Origin of the sequence: Gracilibacillus dipsosauri, from assembly GCF_003176895.1 — a bacterium.
Taxonomy (GTDB): domain Bacteria; phylum Bacillota; class Bacilli; order Bacillales; family Amphibacillaceae; genus Gracilibacillus; species Gracilibacillus dipsosauri.
Map to the genome: position 1 here is coordinate 208,419 of NZ_QGTD01000020.1, position 14,223 is coordinate 222,641.

At 35.6% G+C, this 14,223-nt stretch carries 15 protein-coding genes; 5 read left to right on the forward strand and 10 right to left on the reverse strand.

The window, feature by feature from the left end:
- Positions 1-24: 24 nt before the first annotated feature.
- Positions 25-639 (forward strand): PH domain-containing protein, encoded by a 615-nt coding sequence (locus DLJ74_RS18975; protein WP_109985645.1) that lies wholly within the window; start codon positions 25-27, stop codon positions 637-639.
- 78 nt (positions 640-717) lie between these two features.
- Here the strand turns inward: DLJ74_RS18975 and DLJ74_RS18980 are convergent, their stop codons facing one another.
- From DLJ74_RS18980 to DLJ74_RS19020, 9 genes are all read right to left on the reverse strand, one after another.
- A complete protein-coding gene (locus tag DLJ74_RS18980) occupies positions 718-1,380 on the reverse strand; it encodes a flagellar brake protein (RefSeq protein ID WP_181397673.1) in 663 nt (220 codons plus the stop codon).
- A gap of 136 nt (positions 1,381-1,516) precedes the next feature.
- Positions 1,517-2,107, reverse strand: coding sequence for a TetR/AcrR family transcriptional regulator (locus tag DLJ74_RS18985; protein ID WP_054789036.1), 591 nt, complete (start codon positions 2,105-2,107; stop codon positions 1,517-1,519).
- Between the two features lie 13 nt (positions 2,108-2,120).
- The gene (locus tag DLJ74_RS18990) at positions 2,121-2,900 is read right to left on the reverse strand and encodes a DNA alkylation repair protein (protein ID WP_109985647.1); all 780 of its coding nucleotides are present in this window, start codon (positions 2,898-2,900) and stop codon (positions 2,121-2,123) included.
- Between the two features lie 2 nt (positions 2,901-2,902).
- Positions 2,903-3,328, reverse strand: a complete 426-nt coding sequence (locus DLJ74_RS18995) for a VOC family protein (protein WP_054789035.1) — start codon at positions 3,326-3,328, stop codon at positions 2,903-2,905.
- 627 nt (positions 3,329-3,955) lie between these two features.
- The gene (locus DLJ74_RS19000) at positions 3,956-4,699 is read right to left on the reverse strand and encodes an ABC transporter permease (RefSeq protein WP_109985648.1); all 744 of its coding nucleotides are present in this window, start codon (positions 4,697-4,699) and stop codon (positions 3,956-3,958) included.
- A gap of 11 nt (positions 4,700-4,710) precedes the next feature.
- A complete protein-coding gene (locus tag DLJ74_RS19005) occupies positions 4,711-5,625 on the reverse strand; it encodes an ABC transporter ATP-binding protein (RefSeq protein WP_054861680.1) in 915 nt (304 codons plus the stop codon).
- Between the two features lie 18 nt (positions 5,626-5,643).
- Positions 5,644-6,051 carry a DUF3021 domain-containing protein gene (locus tag DLJ74_RS19010; protein ID WP_109985649.1) on the reverse strand — a complete coding sequence of 136 codons (408 nt, stop codon included), beginning with the start codon at positions 6,049-6,051 and terminating at the stop codon, positions 5,644-5,646.
- Entirely contained in the window at positions 6,041-6,502 is a 462-nt protein-coding gene (locus DLJ74_RS19015) for a LytTR family DNA-binding domain-containing protein (protein WP_109985650.1), read from the reverse strand. The genes DLJ74_RS19010 and DLJ74_RS19015 overlap by 11 nt, the downstream gene beginning before the upstream one ends.
- 331 nt (positions 6,503-6,833) lie before the next feature.
- Positions 6,834-7,316, reverse strand: coding sequence for a cupin domain-containing protein (locus DLJ74_RS19020; RefSeq protein ID WP_109985651.1), 483 nt, complete (start codon positions 7,314-7,316; stop codon positions 6,834-6,836).
- Between the two features lie 208 nt (positions 7,317-7,524).
- Between DLJ74_RS19020 and DLJ74_RS19025 the strand changes: the two genes are divergently transcribed.
- From DLJ74_RS19025 to DLJ74_RS19035, 3 genes are read left to right on the forward strand one after another with little or no spacing between them, the layout of a single operon-like run.
- Positions 7,525-9,024 (forward strand): spore germination protein, encoded by a 1,500-nt coding sequence (locus DLJ74_RS19025; protein ID WP_109985652.1) that lies wholly within the window; start codon positions 7,525-7,527, stop codon positions 9,022-9,024.
- 7 nt (positions 9,025-9,031) lie between these two features.
- A complete protein-coding gene (locus DLJ74_RS19030) occupies positions 9,032-10,153 on the forward strand; it encodes a GerAB/ArcD/ProY family transporter (RefSeq protein WP_109985653.1) in 1,122 nt (373 codons plus the stop codon).
- Positions 10,128-11,276, forward strand: coding sequence for a Ger(x)C family spore germination protein (locus tag DLJ74_RS19035; RefSeq protein ID WP_109985654.1), 1,149 nt, complete (start codon positions 10,128-10,130; stop codon positions 11,274-11,276). The genes DLJ74_RS19030 and DLJ74_RS19035 overlap by 26 nt, the downstream gene beginning before the upstream one ends.
- 60 nt (positions 11,277-11,336) lie before the next feature.
- Here DLJ74_RS19035 and DLJ74_RS19040 read toward each other — a convergent pair whose 3' ends face one another.
- Positions 11,337-12,338, reverse strand: coding sequence for a pectate lyase family protein (locus DLJ74_RS19040; protein WP_109985655.1), 1,002 nt, complete (start codon positions 12,336-12,338; stop codon positions 11,337-11,339).
- 371 nt (positions 12,339-12,709) lie between these two features.
- Between DLJ74_RS19040 and DLJ74_RS19045 the strand changes: the two genes are divergently transcribed.
- Entirely contained in the window at positions 12,710-14,146 is a 1,437-nt protein-coding gene (locus tag DLJ74_RS19045; RefSeq protein ID WP_109985656.1) for an amidase, read from the forward strand.
- Positions 14,147-14,223 lie beyond the last annotated feature (77 nt).

Below are 14,223 nucleotides of genomic sequence, written 5' to 3' on the forward strand. Positions count from 1 at the left end.
ATCAAACACTTAGGAGGAAAAGGGATGTTTAAAAAAATCGCAAGTGATGCACTAGGGTTAAGTGATATTGGAAAGATTATTCAACCAGAGGATTTTGACAAAACAGAATCCGATGATTATGTTCTGCATGAGGATGGAGAGAAGATTCATTTTTTAATTAAATCGAAATCAGATGAATATTGCTTCACTAATCGTGCTCTTATTCACTTAGATGGAGAAAAGGCAACAAGTAGTAAGCGTAATATATACAGATATGACTATTATCGCCATCCTATTAAAAATGTATCTGTAGAAACAGCAGGTACAGTAGACTTAGATTTGGAGATTAAATTTTCCTTAGGTGGAAAAGCTATATCGGTTGATATCGATAAAAAAGAAGGGGAAGCCATCGCAGATTTATATAAATCCTTAGTCGCGATTTCCCATATACAAGATGAAAATGAACGAAAAAAGGAATTTGCACAAAATAGTTTAAACGTTTCTCAATCATTATTTACGGACAATCGTTTCCATGATGGGACCATTTCAACAGAATTTGAAAAAGCAACTAAATTTGCTTTTGACTGGTTCAATACGACTTATGATGAAAACACACAAAAGGATTTTAGCGAAGTTTTTAATAAATATATCCAAAATTAATCTCCAGCCATTGAACCTTGGCTGAAATGCAAAAGATGCATTCAGCCCTAGGTTCTCATTGCCTAAGTAAAATTATCGTTAATATGGATAACTAATTCCTTTCTCCTTTAACTCTAACTGTCTCTTAAAGCAAAATTGAATAATTTTTCTTCGGTCTTTCTCCTCAATATCGGTAAATTGAATCGCCGTTTTTTTTATTTTAATATTGCTATTTTGGGCTACTACTCTTACGATCTTTGCTAAGAAAGAAACCTCGTATTTTTCTGTACGAAAAGGAAGTTCTAAGATTCCTGCTACTCGATCACCTTTCTTAAAAGAACAAGTTTTATCATAAAAGGAAAGTCCACCAGCACTTACATCAATAGTATAGAAGGTAGAGTTTTCCCCATCTTGTACGATTTGCATGTCAATATTGGCTGGAACGCGAAAATTCTGCCTTAATTGGATTTTTTCGATATCTGCTTCACTCGGTCTTTTTAAAAGTAGTAGTGGAATTTTGTCTTCTGTTTTACCGTTGATTTCCGAAGTGAATTGAAAGCGGCTATTTTGATGAATCAAATCTATCTTTAGCTTCGTACCAGGGTGAAATATGACGGGATCCCATTCTTTTTCTAGGGATAATGGAAACTCAATTATTAAAGTTTCCTCTTGGATATCCGCAATCCTTGATAAGAATAATTGTGATTGATTATTTTGTCTAATGGTAATGTTAAGTATTTGGTTAATATGAAGTATTGCCACCATAATTTCCTCCCGAACCTATGATCACGATTAAATCATAGTGAAACTTTTTATCTAGTAATAATATACTATAAAAAGGACGATTAGGGAAGTTTAATATTAGTTGTTTCTCTCTATGAAGGCCAAAATATTTATTTTATAGTTTTTCAAATCCTTTTATCATCAAAAATAAATTTTCCATTACTTCTTCTGTTCTACTCTCCACGCCTTCTTGATTTTCTGCAATCCATAATATGGCTTCATTCATTGCACCAGAGAGACAATGTGTCATGGCATCGATGGATACAGGCATTAACAATTGATGGTCTTTCATTTTTAACAATTGTTCCTTTAGCGATTTCATGGAATACTTTTCATCCATTAAGCGGAAGGTATCCCAGCCTAGCACGGCTGGCCCATCTATTAATAATATTCTTTGATTTTGGGATTTAACGGAAGAAGTGATAAACGCTCGACAGCCAAGCAAAAGCTGCTCCCACATATCAGAGCTTTTTGCCGCTTCTTCTTCCACCTTTTCTCCAACTTCTCGTTGAACAGCTTCAAATACGGCAAGAAACAGCCCGTGTTTATTTTTAAAATGGTGATATAATGCTCCACGTGTCAAACCTGCTTCTTTAACTATCTCTTCTAATGCTACGTTCGCGTAGCCCTTTTCAGTGAAGAGGCTTCTCGCAATCTTCAGCAATTCTTGAATCGTTAATTCTGTATCTTCTTTGGTTTTCCTCATAACAGCTCACACCTTACTTAATTCTTTCTTCTATTTCTAAAGCTTTCCCATTTCCTAACTTCCTTAATGATCTCAAACCATGTGTAAGGATTTGCGGATGAAAAGCTTTTTGTTCCATATGGTTCTCTATCCATAATAGCACATCGTCAGCAGATTCTTTTGTTAAGTCATTGAGATGGTTGGCGACAGATTTTCTTACATATCGAGAAGAATCATTCATCAATGGTTCTAAAAGTTGAAGATTTTGCTCTACTTCTCCTTTTATCCAACCGATTCGTTTTGCCCATGGAAGTCGTGGCCGCGTTCCTTCACTTACTAACCTTCTAACATGTGGATTGGTATCAACGGACCATAATTTTAAATAGGCAATAGATTTTTCTGTGTTTTTTGCTAAAAATGGACGAATGGCATATTCCGATGTATGGCGTTTAGTGATTTCATGTAATGCATTCATAGATAGGTCAAAATGGTCTAGCCCATATTTCTCAACAAAAAAGGCAACCGGCATCAGAAAATAACCTTCCTTAAACATCCCCTCTTCCTTTTCATTTTCTGGACCAAGACACTGTAATAAAATCGATAAGCTATCTTCATAATTTTCCGGTAAAAATTCCCTAAGTGCATCTGTAATGACTTCGACACGTTGTTTTAACTCCTTATTCTCTACTAAAGATGATACCGTCTTAATAAAAGCAGTCGCTTCAAAGTTGGTATCGTGAGGCTCGATCAACTTTGCTAATCGAATCGCTAATTCCGTTCCAAAATAATATTTTAATGATACGTATTCCCCCACCTCTATTCCTCCCATACTTCTTCTTTATATTGTTCCAAAAAGGATGAATCTGGAGGAATAATTTTAATCACGTCTATCAACACACCATTCGGATCTCTTGTCATGAAATGACGTTGTCCAAATGCTTCATCACGAAGATCTAGTTGTAAAGGCAGCTTTTCTTGTACAATTAATTTTTCATACAATGAATCAACATCCTCCACCTCGAAGTTTAAAATTAAGCCTTGGGCTGTTTGGCGAAATGGGTTTGGAACAGTTTGGTGAGCTTGATTTAAAACGGCAAGCTCATAATCATTTGTCTCATGCTTTAAACTAACATACCAATCAGCATCAAATGTGACATGAAAAGCGAAATACTTAGTATAAAAATCCTTTGTACTATTAACCTCATTTGTCATGATAACTGGATAAAAACTATTTAGTTTCAATATAATCCCACCTTCTTCTTATTTTATTCCACTTTAACATACATACCGAATGTTTGTAAACAAAAATATGTGAATGGGGGACGTAAGGGATGTTTCTTCTCAAATGGTTTTTATTCTGGCTATAAACGTCATTTCACAATGGCTTTCCTTTTATTTTGGCTTTTATTCCGGCTATAAACGTCATTTCACAACGGCTTTCCTTTCATTTTGGCTTTTATTCCGGCTATAAACGTCATTTCACAACAGCTCTCCTTTCATTTTGGCTTTTATCCTGACTATAAACGTTATTACACAACAGCTCTCCTTTCATTTTGGCTTTTATTCTGGCTATAAACGTCATTTCACAACGGCTTTCCTTTCATTTTGGCTTTTATTCTGGCTATAAACGTCATTTCACAACGGCTTTCCTTTCATTTTGGCTTTTATTCCGGCTATAATTTATTCCGGCTATAAACGTCATTTCACAACGGCTTTCCTTTCATTTTGGCTTTTATTCCGGCTATAAACGTCATTTCGTGCAGCTTTTCCTTTCAAAATGGACTTTATTTTAGCGAGTAATCTTCATTTCTACAATAAACAAAAAAACCGCCTATAAAAGCGGTTTAAATAAAGATACAAACTCGGGCGTTAGCTTTTAGACTGTCGTAAGAAGCGTGGGTAAGAAACGAATGCAATGATTGCACCAATGAGCCCAAAAGATAGCAAAATCAGAATAGAAAGCCAAATATCCATTATTGTACCACCTTCTAATAGGATATTCTTATAGCCATCTAATGCCCAGAATTGAGGAAGAAATTTTGCAGTTGCTTGTATAAATGCTGGCATCATGTCAAGTGGCATCCATAATCCACCTAGCATCGCACCACCTAATGCAATAATTTGCGTTAAGGCGATTCCCATGTTTTCTGTTTTTACTAGGACTGCCATTGCCATACCCCAGCTAGTCGAAAGAAAAGCAAGGACAAATGATAAGACAATAAGGGAAAGCGGATCTCCTAAAGGTAAATCATATACCAACACCCCAAAGGAAAATAGTACAATAATCTGAATGATCACAATAAGCATAAAGGGTATCCATTTTCCGATAAAATATCGATTAATGGGTAAAGGAGTACTGGCAATTCGAGCAACCATTCCTCCATCCCGTTCTTTTACAAAAGCAATGACAATGGAAATCATGATAAAGAAGGAAAACATTACTGTATATCCAGGGACAATCTGTGTTACTAATGCCTGTGTGTCCATCTCTTCCCCACCGGAAAAAATAGCGATAAAACCGACAATAAATACAATTGGTAGAATAAAAGTCCAAAACCAAAGCCCTTTATCTTGAGCATTCTTTTTTAATTCTGTTAATGTTATTGCCCACATACGATCAACTCCTAACCATTGTCTCTTAAACGGAGACCCGTTAATTGAAAGAAAATATCCTCTAATCTAGTTTGGCTTAATTCTAGCCTCTCTGGAGTAATACCATTTTCACGAAAATGCTCAATCATTATTCCCATTGTCGATAAAGGGTCAGCACAATTTATAAAAAAACCGGCATCTGTTTGCATAACATCTCCATATGCTGTCAATTCTTCTGTCACCATGCCATCTTTTGCAACAAAAATGGCAGCATTTCGGTGTTTATCAAGCACCTGCTTCATCGTTCCGTGTTCTACCAATTTCCCTTTATCAATAAAGCCAACACTGTCACATATTTGCTCAACCTCCTCCATGTAATGGCTCGAATAAATAATCGTACTTCCGAGTTCTTTTAGTTCAGAAATCAATGAAAAAATAGAATGTCGTGATTGTGGATCAATTCCGACGGTTGGTTCGTCTAATACGATGACGGAAGGCTCATGAAGAATCGCACAGCCGATATTTAAACGGCGCTTCATTCCTCCAGAAAACTTGGAAATTTTGTCATGTGCTCTTTCGCTTAAACCAATTTGTTCTAAGACAACTCGTATTCGATTACGTAAATGTTCACCCGATAAACCATAAAGTCTACCAAAGTAGGTTAAATTATCATTAGCTGTTAGTGTTTCTTCTAGACAGATATCCTGCGGAACGTAACCGATGCATCTTTTTACCGCTAACTGATCTTTTTTCACAGATTGATTAAAAACTTGGATATCGCCATCAAAACGATCAATGACACCTACCAGTATTTTCATAAAAGTAGATTTACCCGCACCATTAGGCCCTACTAAGCCAAAGCAACTCCTTTCATTAATAGAGAAGTCTAAGTCATTCAGTGCTTTTATCGAACCATATCTCTTACTAATACCCTGAACATTAATCATGTACCTACCTCCTGTGCATCATCTTTTTTCAATACTTTCATTCATTGATTTTTCAAGTTTTTTGTAATAGGTATATATGCCAATCCACATTATAAAATACGTCAATAGAAATATACCTAATCCTATTATTAGCGACCAAAGAGTGAAAGGAACCCAACCAGCATATATAGATACAATAGATATGACTATTAAGGATAGTACAAAATGGATGATGGTTTGTTTCAACAAACTCCCACGCTCAGATTCAAATATAAGTGATGCTAAGCTAAAATAAACACCCATAAGCATACTAGAAAGAAAGTGCCTCCATATCTCGATTACAGTAGATTCAATGGAGAAAATAACAAGAATCGTTAACGCTACAAATGTTACTAATGCACCTATTGCAATACCTATTATACTTCTTCTCAATACTTCAATAATCATGTAATTCTCCCCCTTCGACAATTTGTGCTTTTAATTGCTGCACATATTTTCTACTAACATATTCCTTACTTCCAGATTTAAAAAAGACACACAAATTGCCGTTAAAGGATAATTCAAATCGATCGATCTGATTAATGTTGCCTACAACAGACTTGGAAAAACGGATAAATCCAGAGACATGAAGGATTTTTTCTACTTCATACAATTTCATCTTTAGTTCCATACATTCCCCACCTATCATGGCAAACACCTTGCGATTTCTAGCAAACACATAATCAATTTCTTCAGGGTTTAATAGAATGGATCGATCTTCTTGAACAGATACAATTCTTTTAGGCTGTTTGTTTTGCAATAAGTTAACTAGCTCTTCGACTTCCTTCGTCCATTCCTTAGCATGAATGGTAATCGATGACTCTTCATGCTTGGCATCAATATCTATTCGTATCTTCATCTTTTCCCTCCTTCTTTATTATGCAACGTTCTTTCTTTCATTTGGCAAAATGTCACATCAGTTGCGGAAATAGTGGAATAACAGGTAGGAAACATAACATAAGATGGTCCCAGCATTTGCTAAACTTATTATAACTTGTCCAGTGCATTCCTTCTTCAATAAAAAGAACTTCCATAGTAGAAAATCTCGCATTCGCTCGACCTTTAAAGGATACGTTAGAGTTTGTTATACTTTGACTTCAAAATTTCCGTTTCGTCGTATTATTCTTTCCTAACGTATAAAAAAAGCGGCTGTAACTTTTTACAGACGCTTTTCCCTTCCACTTCGGCCATTATCCTTCTGCTGCCATGGCATCCGCTTTTCTACGATGCACCGTACCAAAAGGATGCTCAGGTGGTGCATATATTGAATAAAGTTTGATTGGAGAATTTCCTGTATTGATCAAATTATGCCATTTACCTGCTGGTACCATAATAGCACTATTCTTGGCTACCTGTTGTCGAAAAGTTAATTGATTTGGATGATCTCCCATCAATACAATTCCTTGCCCTGATTCAATACGTAAAAACTGATCAGTACTTGGATGTCTTTCTAATCCGATATCCTCCCCAACTCCTATGGACATTAACGTAACTTGTAAATGCTTCCCAGTCCATAATGCTGTACGAAATGTATTATTTACTAATGAAGCTTGCTCGATGTTCACGACAAATGGATTCATGCCATGGTCTGAAAACATCTGTTGATGGCCTTGCCATTGATTAGGATTATGCCCCCAATAGTGAGAATGCTGTTGATTTGTCCAATAAGGCATCGTTATTTCATCCTCTCCTTTATTTTACTTTATTATCCTATTCATCAGCCTATAAGAAGGTAAGTCTTACTTTAGGAAATAGGCATATATACATTAGATCCTTCCTTCTTTTATTAATTAACTATCAAAATAAGTCGATTTGTTATATTTCTTGCAGTTCATGGAGAGAATGTTTTAATAAAAACTCTAATAATTTTGGGTGATCTATATGCGGAAGGGTAAAAATAAATCTAGTAAGCTTTTCCCAATAAGTGTCGATAAATTAAAAACATTGATGGAGAGTAAATTTGAGAATAACCCAGATTTATCCTTTACCATTTTTGAGAAGTCTGAAGCGAGGATTGCTGTCTTTTACATCTCCTATTTAGTGGAACCAGAGATGGTCGAGCAATTTATGTTAAAGCCTTTATTAGATGGTAAATCAAAATGGACAAATCAATCGATTCTAAATGAAATACCTTTAAGAAGTGGGAGCAAGATTGAAAAACTCGAAGAAATACTAGATAAAATACTAATTGGAGAAGTATATATCTATGTAGAAAATGAAGACGCGGCGTTATCTTATTTATTAGATAAAAAAGAAAAACGAGATTTAACACAAGCAGAAACAGAATCCCTAGTTTTAGGACCGAAAGTTGCTTTTACTGAGTCGATGATTACTAATTTGAATATTGTTCGTTGGAGTATTCGTTCCACAGACCTTGTCTTAGAAAAAATAATGATAGGTGAGCGTTTCCCTCGCGAAGCACGTTTAGTTTACGTCAAGTCTCTCGCCGATGAAACAGATATTAATACAATGCGTCAGCGATTAAAGGAACTAGAAGTGGACCAAATTGAAGACAGTTCTGTATTAATGCAATATATTGAGGACTCTTCGCTAACTATTTTCCCACAATTTTATTTAACAGAGCTACCCGATCGATTTGTCTATGCTATAGATAAAGGTAGGATTGGCTTATTAGTGGAGAATAGTCCGACAGCAACTATTGCGCCTTCGTCTTTTTTTAGTTTTTTTGAATCTACAGAGGATCTTTACATGCGTTGGCATGCAGGTACCTTTTTAAGATCTGTTCGTTTCATTGCGATTTTTTTATCCATCTTTCTGACACCTTTATATGTAGCTGCCACTACATTTCATTATGAGATTATTCCAATAAAGGAGCTATTAACTATCGGGAATTCTAGAGCAATCGTACCGTTTCCACCGATTATTGAGGTGTTAATTCTAGAGTTTTTCATCGAATTACTGCGAGAAGCTGGAGCAAGGCTGCCAACAAAGATTGGGCAGACCATCGGTATTGTAGGAGGTATTGTCATCGGAACTGCTGCTGTTCAGGCAGGGATAACAAGTAATTTCTTAATCATTCTTGTCGCAATTAGTGCACTAGCTTCCTTCACCATCCCTAATTACTTAATGAGTACAGCCATACGAATCATTCGTTTTCCTATGATTATATTAGGCGGATTATTAGGCTTAATCGGTATAATGTTCGGGACTTGTTTTTTGCTCATCCATTTATTAAAAATAAAATCTTTAGGAAGACCATATTTAACACCTATTTATCCCTTTAGATGGGAAGATCTCAATAAAGCATTGTTCCGGTTACCTATTGCCTATCAGAGTAAAAGATTTTATTCCTACCAGCCAAAAGATATAAAACGATACAAGAAAAACAAAGCGAAGACAAAGAAAGACATAGATGAGTAGGTGAATTATGGACATTAATGTGAAAGTAAAATCGAATTTACGCATTCAAGCATTTTATTTATTTTTCCTTATAAGCTTTATTCAAATAGGTGTAGGAATAATGGGGGTTCCTAGGTTTATTTTTAAAGAGTCACAACAAGATGCTTGGATTTCGGTTATACTTGCTTCTTGTTTTATTGTAATGGTCATATCTGCCATGCTATTTATCCTTAAGCAGTATGAAAATGCTGATATTTTAGGAATTCAAACCGATCTATTCGGGAAATGGTTAGGAAAATTGCTCGGGACTATTTACATTATCCATTTTATCCTAGCGTTTTTATCAGTGATAATAACCTATATCGAAGTATTAAAGATTTTTATCGCTCCAAACTTAAACAATTTCGTGGTCGCTTTACTATTATTAAGTTTAGTTGTTTACAGTGTTCGAGGAGGACTTCAAGCGATTGTTGGCGTTTTTTTTCTCTTCTTTTTTCTCTCGATTTGGCTACTTGGATTGCTTGTAGAGCCGATAAGGTTCATGCATTTTAACCACTTTCAACCAATGTTTCAAGCATCATTTACGGAATTATGGAAAGGGGCAAAGGCAACCTCTTATACCTTTATGGGATTTGAAATCCTGTTCTTTGTTTATCCATTTATTCAAAACAAACAGAAGGTCCGTTTCCCAACTTATCTAGCAATTATATGGTCATCAATGATCGTCTTGATATTGACTGTTATATCCATTGGGTATTTTAGCCGTGACCAATTGTTAAAACTAGAATGGACAGTTCTAGACATGTTCAAAATACAAAATCTTACCTTTATTGAACGATTTGATTACATCGTCATAGCTGAATGGATGATGGTTGTCGTACCAAATATGATCTTATTGATGTGGGCGATAACCTATGGAATAAAAAGACTGTATCAGGTTAAACAAAAAACAACCTTATATATTTTAGCAATCGTCATATTGATTGCTAGTACCTTTATCGATGATTATTTTCTTATCCGAAAAATCATTGATAGTGTAGCAGAATTTGGTTTTTGGATTGTTTATGTTTATCCTCTCTTACTTCTTCCAATGGTACTTATAAAAAAAAGATGGAAACGAAAGAGTGGTGGTCGAGATTTATCGCATTAAGTTTGTATTTGTATTAATTTCATTCGTCTTTTTAGCTGCCTGCATGCAGACCAAAATTATAGAGCAACATGCCATTATCAATACATATGGTATCGATATTAGCGAAGAATCAGAAAATCTTATAGAAACCGTTATTCTCTCTTATATTTTTGATGAACAAGCAGAAAACGTAACAACGATAAATTATGGTAAAGGAAAAACCATTAAAGAAGCGAATCAAAACGCAGAAAAAAAATCATCCTTTACTTTTTTACCTGGCCAAATTCGTTTAGTTCTATATGGAAAAGAAACGGCAGAGAAAGGGTTTAAAAACTATTTGAATGTCTTAATTCGAGATGCGCGTCTTTCCGATATGATGTATTTAGCGGTGAGTGAAACGACCGCAAAGGACATACTTTTACTAGGACAAGAAAATGCTGATATTGATATGGGTCAATATATGGAAAAATTAATTGAAAAGGAAATTAAGGGGGACAGTATACCGAATGTTTCCCTTCATGAACTTACCCATACATATGAAGACCCTGGCAAGGATCCCATCATGCCTTTAATCTCCTTAACGGATAATAAAATTGCAATAACTGGTATGGCACTATTTCAAAATGACAAATACGTGGGGAAAATATCAATGGAGGATGCCTTTTTAGTGAATTTATTTCAAAATAAAGTACACGATAGGCAGATACATCTCTCCATCTCTCGTGAACCTTTTTTAAAATATTTAAGTGCCCCTCAAGCAAATCGGGATCAGCTCCATCTTAGTTTCTTAATAATAGATGGAGAAAGTAAGACAAGGTTAACCGACATTAAGGAATTGTCTTACCGAACAGATGTAAATCTTAAAGTCATTTTAAACGAAACATCAGAAACCTTTAAGGACGAGAATGAACAGTTTGCCAACTTATTAGAAAAAGAAGTAGAAGAAGAAGTAAAAAGGCAGTACAAAAAGCTTTTAGCTACTTTACAAAATGCTAACTCTGATCCACTTGGACTTGGTAGCATATATCGGGCACATAAAAAAAACGGGAAATTAACTGCAAAGGAATGGCACCAAAAATTTCCAGAAACCACAATTAATTTAAATGTGGATGTAAAACTAATTAATACTGGGATAAAGCAATAAACTCTTAAACCGTGCACAACCTCAATTTGATCAAGAGGCCACTCAAGTGGCCTCTTATCATTAAGGCTGAACTACCCCTACACCTGCATACTGCGTTACCATTGCTTTCACATCCTCAACAGGAGTTAAAGTATAATTATACGACACAGTATAATTAGTTGTTGATGTGGTTGGTTGACTACCAGTGCTATTAATATATAGATTATTGGAGACATTCCAGTATCCCGGTTCATCACTATACCAGTAACCTAAAGGATCCTTAGAATCCTCAAAGACATTGTTTTCTACCAGTAGCTCAGCGCCCATGCGAGCATTGATTCCTGTATCAATAATCCCTTCGAAATAATTATTATATAAGTGACCTTCTCCATAACGGAAAGCAGGAACACGTGAATTTAGATCTTGAAAGTGATTGTGGTGAAAGGTAATATTTCGATCACCATCATCGCTATCGGAAGAGCCCATTAACATTGCTTTCCAGCTGTCGTGCACATAATTCCAAGAAAATGTAATATTATGGGCATCTCTTTTAACATCAAATAAACCATCATAATAATCTTTATCTACATTTAAGTCACCATACAGTTCATTATGATCTACCCATATATTATTAGAAGGACCCTCAATACTGATCGCATCCTTATCACCAGCTCTAACTTCATGGATCGTGAGGTTTCGAATGATCACATTATCTGCTCGCCATACTTTGATTCCTATTCCATCCAACTCTCCATTTGTACCAACACCTAAAATGGAAACATCAGAGACATCTTTAATATTGATCTTACTATCTGATGTATTGTTTGGTGTAATCGTACCATCAACATAAATCGTTAGTGGGGTATTATCATCCTTATTCTTTAGTGCCTGGATAATATCATCTCCAGTTTGGGCTGTTATCGTATCTCCACCTTCTCCACCAGTGGTTCCACCATCAAAGGTAGCAAAGCCCGTCATACTAAAATCCGGTGTACTTGCAGAAACAGATTGAAATGATAAACCGACAAGAAGAGTGAAAATTAGACTAGTTACAAGCAATTTAACAAAATTTTTTCTCTTCATTTTCTCACGTCCTTTTCATTTTTTGTTCTATATATTCCGTCTCTAAACTTCAGCCCTCCTTTCTTTAAAGATAGTTTCATCATATCATGTATGCGCTTACAGTAAATAATCATTATTTCAGATAAATGTTATTTATGTAATAATTAACCATCAGAAGTGAGTGGTGTTTATTTTTTAGTACAAAATGACCATCATTGTTGATGAATTCAGCAAAATACGACAAGGATAGACCGCAATTTTTGCAGATACCTTTTTTTGGCTATTTTAGTCTATAGCTAACATAATGATTATTACTTCTAGGGTTATATCGTAGGTTCATTTTTTCTGTTATGCTATTCTAAATGAATTACTAAAAACAAGGAGGTCTACAATTGAAACAATTTGATGATTTACTTGAACTAGATGCATTAGGTCAAAAACAGCTACTTGATAAAAAAGAACTTACTCCCCTTGAACTTACCGACTTTTATATTTATCAAATAGAAAAATATAACCCGATACTAAATGCAGTGGTTCTCGAAATGTTTGAAAGTGGTCGAGAACAAGCAAAGAGAATGCCGCAAGCTACTAATGGAAAAGTTGCGGGACTTCCATTTCTGATAAAAGATTTAAATGCCATTAAAGGGGCTAGGCATACAAGTGGTTCTGTTATGCTCCAAGATGTCATCGCACCTGAAAATGATGAGATTGTTAACCTATTTGAACAAGCTGGCCTCATCTTCCTCGGAAAAACCAATACACCTGAATTTGGCTTTCTTCCTACCACTGAGCCCGAGCTTTTCGGCCCAACGAGAAACCCTTGGGATCTCGAACGCTCTCCAGGTGGCTCAAGTGGGGGATCTGCAGCAGCCGTAGCCGCTGGCTTAATACCCTTTGCTCATGCTAACGATGGTGGAGGATCGATTCGAATTCCAGCATCTGCTTGCGGATTGTTCGGTTTTAAGCCAAGCCGAGGGCGTTTGCCATATAGCCCTTATGTGAATCATTTCTCCATTAATCATGCAGTTACAAGGTCTGTTAGGGATAGTGCTGCATTGTTAGATATCTTAAATGGAGTTGGAAAACATACAATATATCCAAGCTTCAAGACATATACGAATTTTTTAGAGAACGTAACGAAAAAAACAAATAAACTAAAGATTGCTGTTCGCTATCAGCCTAATTCCCATGTTTCATTTGACAATGATACAAGAAAGAATATGGAAGAAACAGTAGAGTTAATGAAGGATTTGGGACATGAAGTCGTGGACAAAATGCCAACATTTGATTTAGATTCACTCGCACATCACTTTATTAATATTTGGCTTGGAAGTGGCTCTACCATTATAAAACATTCTGGACTAATGATAGGCCAAGAGGTGAATCGTGATAATGTAGAAAAGCTTACTTATGAGATTTTGGAATTCGGTAAAAATTTATCAGCCCTAGAATATGAGGAGTCACGTGTTTATATTCAAAGCGAAGCACAAAAAATATTAGAATTCCTTGAAGAAATAGATGTATGGATGACTCCAACCTTGAATCAGTTACCAAAAAAAATCGGAGAAAACAAAGAGACTAAGCAAACGGCCTATCAACAAATGTTAAATAATATGCTAGATTACAATCCACTAATGCCAATTGCTAATGCTACGGGACAGCCTGCAATGAGTGTTCCAACCTATTGGACTGAAGATGGATTACCGGTTGGGACCCACTTCTTTGCTAGACTCGGTGAAGATGACCTGTTACTTCAGCTAGCTGCCCAAATCGAAGAAAGACAGCCTTGGTTTCATCATTATAAAAAGATTAGAAAAAGTCTCTTGTAAATTGATATGCTCCCCCTAAAGTAGACACTTAAAAAAGTAAAACTACTTTAGGGGGATTTTTATGCGTTTAAATAGTA